Origin of the sequence: Harryflintia acetispora, from assembly GCA_004340125.1 — a bacterium.
Lineage (GTDB): Bacteria > Bacillota > Clostridia > Oscillospirales > Ruminococcaceae > Harryflintia > Harryflintia acetispora.
Window position 1 is genome coordinate 56397 of sequence record SLUK01000002.1, and the last position, 13103, is coordinate 69499.

At 49.5% G+C, this 13103-nt stretch carries 14 protein-coding genes and 1 tRNA gene; 10 read left to right on the plus strand and 5 right to left on the minus strand.

Going from position 1 to position 13103, the window contains the following annotated elements:
• Positions 1-57 precede the first annotated feature (57 nt).
• Positions 58-1641 (minus strand): hypothetical protein, encoded by a 1584-nt coding sequence (locus tag EDD78_RS02940; RefSeq protein WP_132083902.1) that lies wholly within the window; start codon positions 1639-1641, stop codon positions 58-60.
• 193 nt (positions 1642-1834) lie between these two features.
• Complete coding sequence (locus EDD78_RS02945) at positions 1835-3250, minus strand: tetratricopeptide repeat protein (RefSeq protein ID WP_132083903.1); 1416 nt, start codon at positions 3248-3250, stop codon at positions 1835-1837.
• A gap of 203 nt (positions 3251-3453) precedes the next feature.
• Between EDD78_RS02945 and EDD78_RS02950 the strand changes: the two genes are divergently transcribed.
• Positions 3454-3530, plus strand: a tRNA-Met gene (locus EDD78_RS02950).
• A gap of 100 nt (positions 3531-3630) precedes the next feature.
• On the opposite strand, the gene EDD78_RS02955 is transcribed toward EDD78_RS02950, so the two are convergent.
• Both EDD78_RS02955 and EDD78_RS02960 read right to left on the minus strand, forming a co-directional pair.
• Positions 3631-4821 (minus strand): tyrosine-type recombinase/integrase, encoded by a 1191-nt coding sequence (locus EDD78_RS02955; protein ID WP_132083904.1) that lies wholly within the window; start codon positions 4819-4821, stop codon positions 3631-3633.
• On the minus strand, positions 4814-5482 hold the full coding sequence (locus tag EDD78_RS02960) for a helix-turn-helix domain-containing protein (protein ID WP_132083905.1): 669 nt from the start codon (positions 5480-5482) through the stop codon (positions 4814-4816). Before EDD78_RS02960 ends, EDD78_RS02955 begins: the two co-directional genes overlap by 8 nt.
• A gap of 179 nt (positions 5483-5661) precedes the next feature.
• On the opposite strand from EDD78_RS02960, the gene EDD78_RS13915 reads away from it, so the two are divergent.
• From EDD78_RS13915 to EDD78_RS02980, 5 genes are all read left to right on the plus strand, one after another.
• Positions 5662-5817 carry a hypothetical protein gene (locus EDD78_RS13915; protein ID WP_165873080.1) on the plus strand — a complete coding sequence of 52 codons (156 nt, stop codon included), beginning with the start codon at positions 5662-5664 and terminating at the stop codon, positions 5815-5817.
• On the plus strand, positions 5810-5998 hold the full coding sequence (locus EDD78_RS02965) for a hypothetical protein (RefSeq protein WP_132083906.1): 189 nt from the start codon (positions 5810-5812) through the stop codon (positions 5996-5998). The genes EDD78_RS13915 and EDD78_RS02965 overlap by 8 nt, the downstream gene beginning before the upstream one ends.
• A complete protein-coding gene (locus tag EDD78_RS02970) occupies positions 5991-6338 on the plus strand; it encodes a hypothetical protein (RefSeq protein ID WP_132083907.1) in 348 nt (115 codons plus the stop codon). Before EDD78_RS02965 ends, EDD78_RS02970 begins: the two co-directional genes overlap by 8 nt.
• A 4-nt stretch (positions 6339-6342) precedes the next feature.
• Positions 6343-7278 (plus strand): hypothetical protein, encoded by a 936-nt coding sequence (locus EDD78_RS02975; RefSeq protein ID WP_132083908.1) that lies wholly within the window; start codon positions 6343-6345, stop codon positions 7276-7278.
• Positions 7279-7380: 102 nt separating this feature from the next.
• Complete coding sequence (locus EDD78_RS02980; RefSeq protein WP_132083909.1) at positions 7381-7761, plus strand: hypothetical protein; 381 nt, start codon at positions 7381-7383, stop codon at positions 7759-7761.
• A gap of 230 nt (positions 7762-7991) precedes the next feature.
• Here EDD78_RS02980 and EDD78_RS02985 read toward each other — a convergent pair whose 3' ends face one another.
• On the minus strand, positions 7992-8525 hold the full coding sequence (locus tag EDD78_RS02985) for a hypothetical protein (protein WP_132083910.1): 534 nt from the start codon (positions 8523-8525) through the stop codon (positions 7992-7994).
• A gap of 104 nt (positions 8526-8629) precedes the next feature.
• On the opposite strand from EDD78_RS02985, the gene EDD78_RS02990 reads away from it, so the two are divergent.
• The 4 genes from EDD78_RS02990 to EDD78_RS03005 all read left to right on the plus strand — a co-directional run bounded on the left by EDD78_RS02990 (position 8630) and on the right by EDD78_RS03005 (position 13098).
• Positions 8630-8962: a helix-turn-helix domain-containing protein gene (locus EDD78_RS02990; RefSeq protein ID WP_132083911.1), complete on the plus strand. Its 333-nt coding sequence runs from the start codon at positions 8630-8632 to the stop codon at positions 8960-8962.
• A 660-nt stretch (positions 8963-9622) separates the two neighbouring features.
• Positions 9623-9862 (plus strand): helix-turn-helix domain-containing protein, encoded by a 240-nt coding sequence (locus EDD78_RS02995; protein WP_207668644.1) that lies wholly within the window; start codon positions 9623-9625, stop codon positions 9860-9862.
• Positions 9853-10341, plus strand: a complete 489-nt coding sequence (locus tag EDD78_RS03000; protein ID WP_132083912.1) for a hypothetical protein — start codon at positions 9853-9855, stop codon at positions 10339-10341. Before EDD78_RS02995 ends, EDD78_RS03000 begins: the two co-directional genes overlap by 10 nt.
• A gap of 174 nt (positions 10342-10515) precedes the next feature.
• Entirely contained in the window at positions 10516-13098 is a 2583-nt protein-coding gene (locus tag EDD78_RS03005) for an EAL domain-containing protein (protein ID WP_132083913.1), read from the plus strand.
• The last annotated feature ends 5 nt before the right edge of the window (positions 13099-13103 follow it).

The window sequence follows — 13103 nt, forward strand, 5'->3', positions numbered from 1 at the left end:
GCGGCGGCAAACGAAAAGACTGCCCGGCAGCAGCGCTGCCGGGCAGTCTTGAAATCTTTATTCTTCGGTCTCGTCAGAGGGGGCGTCCTCCTCGCTGGAGGTCTCCTCCGGCTCATCGGTCGCTTCCTCTTCCTCGGTCTGCTCGTCTTCCAGCTCTGTAGCCTCTTCTTTCTCGATCACAGGGGACCCGGTCTCTTCCTCGGGGATGGCGACGATTGAGCCGATTTTATGCGCTTCGTCCTCGTCCTCGGAATCCTCGTCTTCTTCCTCTTCGGTTTCAGACTCGGTCTCTTCCTCAACTTCGTCGATGGTTTCCTCCATCTCCCCGGCCTCTTCAGAGGCGCCGATGGTGATCTCCTCTTGGTCGATGGGGGTGGCGTTCAAAGCGACGATCGAGCGGCTCATGGAGAGCACGGCGGGCTGGGCGGCGGAGCCGTCGATGGCGACCCAGTTTTCATCGCTGAGGATCTCGTCCCTCAGCTCGCTCCAGCTCATGTTGTTGGCATAGTTGAGCTTATAGGCCTCGCGGCTGTTGTTGTAGGGGTGCTTTTTGACGTATTCATACCAGATTTCGCTGTCGGAGTCGTAGATCAGGTTGGTGGTCCACTGGCCGATGGCGTCCGTGGAGGTGTTGGCATAGATCACAACGTCGAACTGGCTGCCCTTGCGGTTGATCAGGTAGGGCTGCACGTACATGGTCCTGCCCTGCTGATACTGGGTGGCGGCGACGATCTCGCTCTCGAGCTTCTCCCAGCTGTCGCCGTTTTCGCGGTGCAGCTTTCTGCGGAAGCTGTCGTTGGAGAAATTGTTGTCTTTAATACCCAGCAGCTCCTGCTTTTCCTTGGCGGAGTCCAGCGCATAGAACTCGCCGAGCAGGTCGTTTGTGTTGCCGAGCCATTTGATGGCCACGGTGCTGGTCAGATCGGCACCCGGGTCCTTGTCTCCGGTATCGGGGTCTTTGTCGTTGTCGCCGGTATCGGGGTCTTTGTCGTTGTCGCCGGTGCTGGGGTCGTTGTCATCCGTGCCGGGATCGTTCTCCGAACCGGTGTCGCCGATGGTGGGATCCTTCTCGTCGTTTTTGTCGTCTTCTTTATTGTCGTTGTCGCCCGGTTTGTTGTCGTCGTTGCCGTCCGGCTTGGCCACGGGGGGCACGGGCTTGCTGTCTTCATTATTGCCGTCATTGGCGTTGTCATCATTGCCGCTGAGATCACCGGTGCCGGTGGTGTTGGAGCTGTTGCCGGAGGACTTGCGGGAGGGGGTGGTCTCGCCCCAGTAGGAGCTCGGCTTGGAAGTACGGCTGGAGGCCTTCGGCGCGCTGGCCGCGGCAGAATCGTCATCGCCGGTATCATCCTGGGTGGTGATGGACGCGGCAGCCGGGACGGCGGTCTCGGGGATCGTAACGACCGGAGCGGAAGAAGAGGCGTTCTGGCCGAATACTTCCTCGGGGCTGGCCAGCGGGATGCGCTCCTCGGACAGTTCCTCGGTGGGAAGGGAAACGTGTTTGGAAGCGGGAGCGGCCGCGGTACGTATCACCTTGCGCGCGCCCTGAAGGTTCTCGGCTCTCACGCCGGTGAGGAGGATCGCCATGCAAAGCAGCAGGGAAGCGGTAGCCTCGGCGATTCTGCGATTGTTTTTCTTCATTATGAATCCCACCCTATATCCATAAAATACTGTAACTCTTTACCTGATGATACCAGTATGCCATGGATGGGTCATACGGCAGTCACAAAACAGAAAATATCTAACCAAAATTGTGACCAAATTTATGACTGCTGCAAAAAGCCGGTATTCATGCCGTTTCCCAGCACTTTCTTGCGCGCGCTTCCGGCGCGGCTTAGTCCTCTTCCCAGGGGGAGCGCCCTTGCATGGTCTGGTCAAGCTGATCCAGCGCCATGGGGATCGCGGGATTATTGGGATTGAGCTGAGCGGCTTGCTCGAAATACGTCCGCGCTTCGGCACCATCCCCCATCAAAATGCAGCAGATGGCGCAGTTATACAGGCAGCTCCAGTCCGATTCCGGCTTTTTGCCCCGCAACCCGAGAAAGGCCTCCTTCGCTTCGGGCAAGGAGAGAAGCGTGCCGGCCCTGGCTTTCATCAGCCGGCGCTTCTCATCTTTTTGCGCCGGCAGGTTCAGGTCGACCGCCTGGTAGAACGTCAGCGCGTACAGTGCGCTAAAAAACTGGCGGTCACGTTCGTCCGTCTTTGTCTCCAGCACCTTATAAAGCTCCTTTTCAAAAGCACGGGCCATCACCCCAAATGCCTTTTCGTAGTCCCCGTCCAGCAGGAAGTCGCAGCAGGCCAGGCTCAGGCCCAGTCCCCAATCCTGCCCCGGGAGCTTTCCAATCAGCGAGGCGAGCGCCTCCCGGGTCCCGGGCAGGGAAAGCAGCCCGAAGGCGTCGGTGTCGGGAGGGCGTTTCCCGCCGGCGAGGACGGGTGATTGGTAATATTTGAGCGAAATGACCGCGCGAAAGTAGAGGCGCTCCTGATCGTCCGGCAGGCCGTCGGCCAACGCGCAGGCCGCGCGAAAGTCCTGTTGCCCAAGCAGCTGCATGATTTTCTCCCGGCGCTCTTGATCGTTGGCCACGCCGCCCGATTGCCGCCATTCCAGATAAGGGGCGAACCATTCGGCATCCATCTCATCCTCGATATCAGGAGACTCTTCACAGAACGAAAAGGCTTCGGGCGTCGCCAGCAGATCGCGCAGCGCGAGCACCTGTTTTAAGGTTTCATCGTCCTCTTCGTCCAGCATGATCAGGGAGAAGACGGGGAAGAGGGTATACCACAGCCCCTGCGCCTGCACACGGATTTCCTGATCCAGAAAGCGCAGCAGGGGAACCGTCAGATGGGCCAGCTCCAGCAGCGGCAGTTCATGTACCGGGCGCGCCCCCTCGCCCGTAATGGTGCCGTTTTGGCAGAGCTTTTCCCAAAGCGGGCTTCCGGCCGTCACGCAGGCGCGGCCCGCTTTCTGATAATAATAAGTAGACGGCTTGCCGAAAAAACCTCCTTCGCCGCGCAAAGCCATGGCTTCACCGCGTTCCGGTTCCGGCAGGTTTTCCGGCGGCAGCATAAAGAGGTATTTTAGCTTTTCCAGTTCCTGCTGCGTACGCAGCAGGGTATAGCCGCAGTCGAACTGATCCTGCAAAAGGTACAGACTGTGGACGATATCCCGCGCCTCCTTCGGAACGGGATCGGCGGCGGCCACCGCCAGAACGCTGTACTCCACCAGGCTTTCGATTTCGTGCATGGACATAATAGAAGTCCCCCATTCTTCCTTTTTACGTCATCTGTTACAAATTTTGGCAGATGATATGAGCTTATTATACCGTATTAAAAAGGCTCGCGCAACATTCGATTTGACGGGAGTTATACACCCTGTAAAATTTTTTTAATACCCCCTTGCAATATAAAATCAGATATGCTATAATAACTAAGCACTCAAAAAGAGGCAGATATCGCGGAGTGGAGCAGTTCGGTAGCTCGTCGGGCTCATAACCCGAAGGTCGTAGGTTCAAATCCTGCCTCCGCAACCATTAAGAAACCCCGTATTTAAGCCAAAGTCGGCTGATACGGGGTTTTTTTTTGCTGCAAAACAGACGAAAAATACAACAATAATTCAACTTAATCTGCAAATCATGCCTTTTTCATAAAAATATCGGACAAAATATCCGCGCTTCGTTGTTCTGCTTCTTCGATAACATGCGCGTAGATGTTGGCCGTCGTGCTGACTTGCGCATGCCCTAGCCTGTTTGAAATCGAAACGCTATCCACCCCGTTAAAGTATAGCAGGCTTGCCATAGTATGCCGGAAAGCGTGAGCGTTGAGGTGCGGCAGATGGTATTTCTTTTCGAGCTTCTTCAGGTAGTCCGTCACACTGTCGGGGTGCATGGCTTCTCCCGTTGACTGCGCAAACACAAAGCCATCCGCCCGATCGGGGATTCCCGCTTTTAGAAACTCCTTCCGCTGTTCCTTCCGATATTCCCACAATTCTGCCATGATGGCCTTTGGCAGCGTAATGTATCTTTTTGATTTCTCTGTTTTTGGGGTATCTTCATAGATACCCCTGTCGGCGGAATATAAGACGTTGTTGCAGATATGTATCTGGTTTTTTTCAAAGTCCACCGATTCCCATTTTAGGCCAAGGATTTCCCCACGTCGAGCCCCTGTCATAATCAATAGGTCTACAAGCGTTTTCCATTTAAGCGGTTCATTTTCAAGGACTTCCCGGATGGCCTCTATTTGCTCTGGTTGGAAGTGATTCATTTCCTTTTTCTCGATTCGGGGCAGTACGGCTTGTCTTGCGACATTGAACACAATCAGCCGCTCCTTGAAGGCTTGTTCCAATACGGTGGAAATCAGGCGGTGATGTTCCGTTATTGTTTTAGCGGACAGTTTACCGCCTGTTTTTTTATTTTCTCCTTCGGTCGCCAGTGCCGTGTACAGCTCGTTAAGATGGTCTACCCGCAAGTCGCACAGTTTTATATGTCCGATATGGGGGTATATCCGCTTTGCTAGCTCTCTGTACCTGACAATTGTGGAGTGCTTAGCCCCTCGTTGCTCTTTGAGCTTGATGACGTAATCGCAATACCCATCAAAGCGCTGGCGGTTATCCGCCCTGATTCCTTCCCGGCATTCCTTTTCGAATACGCTTGCGAACGCCTCCGCTTTTTTACGTGCCGTTTCCTCTTTCCATGTCGGTTGCACTTCAAAAGTGGTCGTATACGGTTTCAATTGTTTGCCGTCCGGCCCGCGCCCACGGTGTACACGAATGGAAAAGGAAATAAGTTTTCCTTCCTTGTTCCGCCGCTCTTGGATATTAGCCATTCTTACCGCTCTCCTTTGCTGTTTCCTGTTCTAATTCTTTCTGGAAGACTTTAATTCGCGGCATGATCTTCAAATACAAGTCCGTATCGTTTAATTCTTCGGCGGGTAATATCCGCCTAATACCATCCGAATCTTCCTCGTATCCGTCAATATGTGTGTTATACAGATAGTCCCCAATACAGCCTAAAATGTCGTTGCCATTGTCTTTTTCAAGCAAGGCATTTAAAGCGTTCATCATTCTATATATAGCCGTATTTCCGTCGTTACTATAGAGAGAACGGTCGGAATTAAGTTCTTGTAAGCGCATTTTCTTTAGGTTTACAAGAGAATATATTGCCGCTTCACTCAACCCTGTTTTCGTGCATATATCGCCAACCGTCGTGTCCGGGGACCTTATATCAGTATTGCAGAGCAAGTAGTCTGTTGATACGTCATAGTAACGAGCTAAAGCTACAGCAAAATCTATACTCATACCCCTGTTGGCTCCAAAACTGCTATGGGGCTGCACCGCTTTTTCATACTTTATCAGAGCGTCCTTGCTAATCCCGGTTGCCTTTGAAAGTGTTTCGTGTGATACTCCCTTTTCTTCTCGCAAGGCCTTTAATCTGATAGCAATTTTCTCTGATTGGGTATCGCTAATGGCGGTACTTTTTTGTTTCATTTTTTATTCCTCCTAATGGTCGACTATTTTCTACCATTTTCCAAACAGAAAGTTTAAAATAATATTTTCTACACATTTTAAATATTGGTACAATTTATTATTATCTTCTTGTAGGTTCATCATACTACGAAGACAGGAGCAGATCAATAGAAAAACAAAAATTATTGGAGGAATTGCAGATGGACGATATTGAAAAGCTGGCAAAGGAGGAACGCAACGCCTACTTTAGAAGGTGGCGCGCGGAAAACAAGGACAAGGTGAGAGCGATCAACATGCGCTATTGGGAAAAGAGAGCGGAAGCAAAGTTTGAGAAGAAGGTGAAAGAGAATGGCTGACAATCCGAAGATGATGACAATCAAGCAGATTGCTGCGACAGGACTATTACCCGAACACGCTTTGCGACTGTTGTGCAAGCAAGGAAAGCTACCCGCTATCTATGCCGGGAACAAAGCCCTTGTAAACTATGACCTGCTGGTGAAGCAGCTAAACTCTTTAGGAGGCGGCACGAATGAGTAATTATATCGTGGAATTTTTGAGAGACAACAAACATATCGGCGCACCAAGCGGGATAAAGGCGGCAGGGATTCTCGCTGCTATGGGACGGAACACATCGGAGGATAGCCAGCGGCGGTTAAAAGCGGAAGTACAACACTTTAGGCGTGATTGGCATGCAGAGGAAGGAATTGATAATTATATTTTATCAAACACAGAGAACGGCTATTATTTGTCGAGCAATGACAACGAAGCAGTACGCTTTTTCGCCACCCAGAATAGTAGAGCAATACAGTCTTTTACAACGGTAAAGGAATTGCGGCGGTATCTTAAATCTAAGGGGTGTCTACGCAAAGGGGCCTAAACGAATGAGCGACAGCAATATTGCCTTTACCTTTCGGGTGATCGTGCACACCTGTCAAATGCTGTCCTCTGAAATGCCCTTGCCGATTGAGGCCGTCAACAAAAAGCCCTATATCATTAAACCGAAAGCAAGACAAACCGACAGAGGCTATCTGTACCCGCTAAACGTCAATAAAGCATTCGGAGTAGAGATAAGCAGCCTTGTAAGGTTCCTAAGCGCTATAGAACGCATACAAGCTAATCTGGGCATTTCCGAATGGCAGTTTGATAGGCTGGATATCGCATTTGACACGACATTAAAATATGACGATATCTATAAATACAGCCTTTACATCATTTCATTAGTTTCTGCGATAACGGGCATAAAAAACGCGATCGACATTCAAGATGTAAACACTAAACGCAAAAGGGCGTTGACGATAAAAAGGGATGGGAGGAACGCCTTTGAGTTGCAGATATATAATAAGGCCCTCGAAAGCGATAACAAGCACCCGTACAGCCGTTTTGAATTTCGGTATAAGAATATCAACGGCAAAGATGTGTATAGTGTGCTTGAGCAGCTACGCAGTCTAATAAGCGGCTTGCTGTATGGCATAGAAGTCGTCGAGAGGCAACGTGTCAGCGCCCTTTATGAATTGTGGCAAACTGAAAGCGGTAGCGGCAATACGACGCAAACGAAGAATTTAAGCGAATTTGTACGCCGCTATAGCAATGACCTGTTTACAAGGGAGATTGTCAAAGGCTTATACAGCAAGATACATAGCGGGAAGTTTACAGAGTGGTTAAAGTATTTTAGGCGCAACAACAGAATCTTATTTATAGAAAAAACAGAGATCGAAACGATTGTTGAAACAATGAAAAAGGCCCTAGATGGATTTATAGAAGCGGGGGAGTATCCCTCCCCTGTTTTACAAGAAAAAGAGATTGCCAAAGCCGGATAAAACGCCTTAAAATCAGGGTTTGTCTGAACAGAGGCTATATGCAACGGACTAATATGATATGAGAGGTTTACTATTGTGGAGGTATAGAAAAGGAGGCTAAAAATGGCGAATGAGCAGAATTTAAAGCCGTTGAACAAGCGTACACAAAGAGAGCGCAAAGAGATTGCACAAAAGGGGGCGGTGGCAAGCAATCAGGCTAAGGCTCACAAAAAAGTGCTGAGAGAGGCGGCAACCATTTTACTGACAATGCCTGCTGATAAAGAGATAATGGCAGGACTAAGGGCCTACAAGCTGTCAGAAGTGGGTTGTACGGTTGCTATGGCACTTGTGGCCGCACAGATGAAAAGCGCCTTACAGGGGAATACAGCGGCCTTCAACGCCATTCGGGATATTGTAGGAGAGCGGCCAAGGGACAACGAGCCAGCGGAGCAGGATTGCAATATTGTTTTCAATATAATGCCTGCCAGCGAAAAAGAAACATAGAAACAGGGAAGCGACATTTTGGGAGATAACACGCGGTTTTATATAACAGCTGAATGCGGAATTGCAAAAGCAGGGCTATATAACAATTGCAGAGAGGTACTGCGAAAGTTTTTTTAGGAAAAATTTTATTGTTGAGACAAATATCAGGCTTTCTATAAAAGAGTAAAAAAGGACAGCAGATAAACTGATTTTATCGATCAATCTGCCTGCTGTTTTTGTGACAATACAATTTATTGTGCTTTAAAACAAAACTCGTCCGGAGCCTGTATCTCTATATATTGACCATCTTTCACTGTGATTGTAGTAGTTTCATCAACATCTAATAATTCGACTCCAAAGGATTCGGCAGGCTCTTCCCATCCTTCCTCGGTAATGTAAGTTTCACCACTGTATATGCATATTTGTCCCATATATTCTCCCACATTTGTAACGGTGTAAACACTGGCAGGAACATAATAGGCATAAAATGTTTTTTCAAATTCCGTTCCCTTGTTATAGGTAACGAGCTTTCCATACTCTCCGGCTTCTCCTGCAACCAATTCAAAGGTAAGAATAGGTTCAGAGCTGCTTTGCTCTGTAAGTGCGATCTCTTCATTGTAGTTACTTCCACCTAATTCACTGAATACCAAATAATGATCATCTTCACCGCTCTCTATACTGATAATTATTATTAGCAGAAGTAGTAAACAGAAACTCACGATTGCAAAGATACTTAAAGTCTTTATTAAGATTTTTTTTTGTGATTTTTTTGCTATTTTTTTCATAATATCCTTTTCAAAACAAACTATAGTAATTATATTTATAAAATACTATATCACTTTGAATAGATAAATGCAACTGCTTTATAATAATTATAGGTGATTATTACATGGAAAACTATAGTATAGGAAATCGCATAAGGTACTTAAGGGCAGAACGCAACCTGTCTCAAGAGCAGCTGGCCTTAAGAGCCGAGATAACCACGGCCTATTTGGGACAGATTGAAAGAGATGAAAAGAACCCGACGATAAAATTAATAGAAAAAATTTCTGGGGCTTTCGGCTTAACCTTGTCCGAGCTATTTTGCGACCAAGCAATTGAAACAACTGCCACAGATGAAATTGTGAACAACATTCTCTTTGAACTTAATGGTCTGTCTACAGAAGAAAAACAGGAGATGTTAAAAATTGTAAAGCACATTTTAAAGCTTAAATCCATTTGACTTTTGTTTTCTAGAAAAGTATCTGTCGAGCTTCATAAAAACCGTGCTTTTCCTCGGAAAAGTATAAAAAGCATTTTGAAGGCGGTTGAGGAGGGACCCCAATCGTCTTTAAAATTCAATAAAAATTCAACAAAATTATAAAAAGGTGTTAAAAAATGCGGAAAGAAATAAAAAGCAACTCTCTCTCATCCCGCATGAAAAGAGACTTTCCTCCACTTTATAAAAAATTGTGAAATGCTTTAATTTGAACTCATAACCCGAAGGTCGTAGGTTCAAATCCTGCCTCCGCAACCATGAAAGCTTGCTAGATTATTAATCTAGCAAGCTTTCTTTATTTAAGCAGTCTTGTGACGCCAGAGTAGGAAGCAAAATTTTAGTAGCTAGGGATACTTCTTAAATTTAACTTCAAATAATTGAAAAATACAGCCCTAAAATATATTAGCTATCAGTAAGCCCAACAAACTGGATAGTTTTAACTTCCTAATATTGTGCCTAACAATAGACCGAAAAGATCAGGCATAAATCTATTAATATGACAATGCCCTTCTAATTTTATGACTTTTCCTCTATAATAATAATTTTGTGTCATTTAAGACATTGGCACTATGTATATTGTATGATATAGTGTTTTAAAAGAAAGCAGAGGAAAGGAAGATATAAATGGATATTAGTACGACTGGTAAAGACATGGGACTGGAAATTGCACGTCTAAGGCAAAGAAAAGAAATGTCACAAGATAAATTAGCAGAGAAGTCAGGCGTTAGTAAAAGTCAGATACATCGTATTGAATGTGGACGGGTAAAGAACATAGGTATTTCAACTCTTAGCAAGTTAGCAACTGCATTAGAAGTACTTCCCGAAGATATCATGAAAGATGGAGGCGGAGAAGGATGTCATTAAGAGCAAGTGTGATAAAAACAATACAAGAACTGTTTGATTCTCAAGGGATACTTACGGTTGCAGAAGTAAGAGAAAGACTAAAAGAATCTGGTATTAATATATCTCCTAATAGTACGATAATCCGTTCTACTATATATCAATTAAAGGAAAAGGACTCGAGAATTCGTCGAGAAGGTAGAGGTACATATCGACTGGTTTCAGAAAATGGAGAATTTGTAAATGAAAAGTTGGATAAAAAGGCTATAGCAACTCAGAATATCGTTTCTGATGCTACAGGAGAGATTACATCTGTAGAGAATGACAATGTGATTTCTTATTTGAACAGGACAGAAAAAGAGGTTATTACTATCTTATCCCAAATAGAAAAGTTTAAATGGCTGCAATGTACTGAAGCAGAAGTAATATTAATGAGAAAACGATGTGCGAGAGTCCAAGAACTGTATGAAACAATTGGATTAAAGCTTCAAAAATTGCATTAATTAAATTACTATAGATGTGGTTTTCTTAAAAACCATCCCGTGCGCGCTATTGTTATCAACTTGCTTTTATGGTAAAGTTAGAGCAATATCAATAATATATCGACGGGCTTGTTAGCGCCATAATCGAGGGGTCGGCCAGCTAACGGTTGTGCGGGATTTGAGGGATGTTAAAGGATGCCACAGAAGCTGATTCTGGTTGTGGAAGACAACCAAATAAACCGCACAGTGCTCAGCGGAATCCTGTTTGCGGAATACAGGATCCTGGAGGCGGAAAACGGGCAGGAGGCCCTGTCCCTGCTTAAAGAGCATAAGGACGAAATCTCCCTGATCCTACTGGATATCATTATGCCGGTGATGGATGGCTATACCTTCCTCTCAATTATCAAGGCGGACCCCGCCTATTCCGGCATTCCGGTCATCGTCACGACCCAGAGCGGCAGCGAATCCGACGAGGTCACGGCGCTCTCCTACGGCGCCAACGATTTTGTGGCCAAGCCCTATAAGCCGCAGATCATCCTGCACCGGGTCGCCAGCCTGATCAACCTGCGGGAGACCGCCGCCATGATCAACCAGTTCCAATACGACCGGCTGACAGGGCTCTACAGCAAGGAGTTTTTTTACCAGCGCGTGAAGGAGACCCTGCAGCAAAGCCCCGAGCGGGAATTTGACATCGTCTGCTCGGACATTGAAAACTTCAAGCTGGTCAACGACATCTTCGGCGTGCCGGCGGGGGACCGTCTGCTCTGCGGCGTGGCCGACCTGTACACGAAGTTTGTAAGCGGCAAGGGGATTTGCGGGCGCTTCGGCGCCGACCACTTCGCCTGCCTGCTGGAGCGCCACTGGGAATATAACGACAAACTGTTCGTCGAGGCAAACGCGCTGATCAACGCGCTGCCCAATGCGAAGAACGTCGTGGTCAAATGGGGGATATACAACATCGTCGACAGAACGGTCCCGGTCGAGCAGATGTGCGATCGTGCGCTTTTGGCGGCGCGCAGCATAAAGGGCCAGTACGGCAAATACTTCGCCACCTACGACGACGAGCTGCGCGGCAAGCTGCTGCGCGAGCAGACGATCACCGAGGGAATGGAGGCCGCGCTGGCCCAGGAGCAGTTTGTCGTCTACCTGCAGCCGAAATACAGCATAAAGGACGGCGGCCTCGCCGGCGCCGAGGCGCTGGTGCGCTGGAACCATCCGCAGTGGGGGTTCCAGCATCCGGGGGAGTTCATCCCGCTGTTTGAGCGCAACGGCTTCATCACCAGGCTGGACCAATACGTCTGGGAAAAGGTCTGCGCCATGCTGCGGGAGTGGGAGGAAAAGGGCTATGAGCCGCTTCCGGTTTCCGTCAACGTTTCCAGGGCCGACGTCTACCAGGCGGACCTGCCCGACATCCTGATCCATTTGATCCAGAAATATAAGCTCCCGCCCTCCCGGCTCCATCTGGAAATCACCGAGAGCGCCTACACCGAAAACCCGGGCCAGATCATCGCCACGGTCAACCGCCTGCGCGAATTGGGCTTCGTCATCGAGATGGACGATTTCGGCAGCGGGTACTCCTCCCTCAATATGCTCAATAAGATGCCGCTGGACATCCTCAAGCTGGATATGAACTTTATCCAGAGCGAGACCGCCAAGCCCGCCGACCAGGGGATCCTGCGCTTCATCATGGACCTTGCGCGCTGGATGAACCTGAGCGTCGTGGCCGAGGGGGTGGAGACCAAGACGCAGCTCGAGCGGCTGCGCGAAATAGGCGGCGACTACGTCCAGGGCTACTACTTCGCAAGGCCGATGCCAAAGGCCGAGTTTGAGGTCCTGCTTCTGGAGGCGGCCAAGGCTTCCAAAGAGAAGGCGCCCCACCGCGCAAAGCTTAGGGCCCAGCAAAGGCCGCTCCTGCTGGTCGCCGACGAGGAAGAAAGCTACCGCGTCCAGGCGCAGCAGACCTTCGGCAGCCGCTACCAGGTGGTGGGCGCGCCCGACGGCGCGTCGGCGCTCGCCGCCCTCGACGGCAACGAGCACAGAGTCGCTGCGGTGGTGCTCAGCCTGACCCTGCCGGACTGCGCCGGCTTCAACGTGCTGGACCAGCTTGTGGGGATGCGGGACATCTGGAACATCCCGGTGATCGCGACCTCGCCGCCCAGCGAGCAGCTGGAGGAGCGCGCGCTGGAGCTTGGGGCCGACGATTTCGTCTGCAAGCCCTATTCGCAGAAGAGCCTTTGGCGGCGCGTCATGCGCACTGTCGGGATACGTTCCTCGGCGCAGCGGGAGCGCGCGCTCGAAAAGGAGGCCTACCGGGACTATTTGACCGGGCTGCTCAACCGCCGCGGGCTGAGCGCGGCGTGCGATCCCATCCGGGAGGAGGACCTGCCGGTGGCGGTCTACCTGTTCGATCTGGACAATCTCAAGCAGATCAACGACACCCTGGGGCATCTCGAGGGGGACGGCCTGATCCAAAGGTTCGGCGCGCTGCTGAGCCGCCATACCCGCAAGAGCGACCTGCTGGCCCGCTACGGCGGGGACGAATTCATCGTCATTATGCAGCGTATGGGGGACGAGCAGGCCGCTCTCGCCAAGGGAGAGGAAATCTGCCGGGTATTTCGGGAGAGCTGCCGCACGGACCGGGTGCCCGCGGCGTGCTCCGCGGGAATCGCCGTCTGCCACGCACAGGAGCCGCTGGCCGATGTCATCGCCAGGGCGGACGAGGCCCTCTACCGCGCCAAGAGCGATAACAAAGGCGGCTGCTGCCTGTGGAAAGGATAGGACGG

Coding starts and splice junctions, on each gene's coding strand:
- EDD78_RS03005 (WP_132083913.1), top strand. CDS start 10,516: ATGCCACAGAAGCTGATTCTGGTTGTGGAAGACAACCAAATAAACCGC.
- EDD78_RS02980 (WP_132083909.1), top strand. CDS start 7,381: ATGGCGAATGAGCAGAATTTAAAGCCGTTGAACAAGCGTACACAAAGA.
- EDD78_RS13915 (WP_165873080.1), top strand. CDS start 5,662: ATGGACGATATTGAAAAGCTGGCAAAGGAGGAACGCAACGCCTACTTT.
- EDD78_RS02970 (WP_132083907.1), top strand. CDS start 5,991: ATGAGTAATTATATCGTGGAATTTTTGAGAGACAACAAACATATCGGC.
- EDD78_RS02995 (WP_207668644.1), top strand. CDS start 9,623: ATGGATATTAGTACGACTGGTAAAGACATGGGACTGGAAATTGCACGT.
- EDD78_RS02960 (WP_132083905.1), bottom strand. CDS start 5,482: ATGAAACAAAAAAGTACCGCCATTAGCGATACCCAATCAGAGAAAATT.
- EDD78_RS02940 (WP_132083902.1), bottom strand. CDS start 1,641: ATGAAGAAAAACAATCGCAGAATCGCCGAGGCTACCGCTTCCCTGCTG.
- EDD78_RS02945 (WP_132083903.1), bottom strand. CDS start 3,250: ATGTCCATGCACGAAATCGAAAGCCTGGTGGAGTACAGCGTTCTGGCG.
- EDD78_RS02955 (WP_132083904.1), bottom strand. CDS start 4,821: ATGGCTAATATCCAAGAGCGGCGGAACAAGGAAGGAAAACTTATTTCC.
- EDD78_RS02990 (WP_132083911.1), top strand. CDS start 8,630: ATGGAAAACTATAGTATAGGAAATCGCATAAGGTACTTAAGGGCAGAA.
- EDD78_RS02985 (WP_132083910.1), bottom strand. CDS start 8,525: ATGAAAAAAATAGCAAAAAAATCACAAAAAAAAATCTTAATAAAGACT.
- EDD78_RS02965 (WP_132083906.1), top strand. CDS start 5,810: ATGGCTGACAATCCGAAGATGATGACAATCAAGCAGATTGCTGCGACA.
- EDD78_RS03000 (WP_132083912.1), top strand. CDS start 9,853: ATGTCATTAAGAGCAAGTGTGATAAAAACAATACAAGAACTGTTTGAT.
- EDD78_RS02975 (WP_132083908.1), top strand. CDS start 6,343: ATGAGCGACAGCAATATTGCCTTTACCTTTCGGGTGATCGTGCACACC.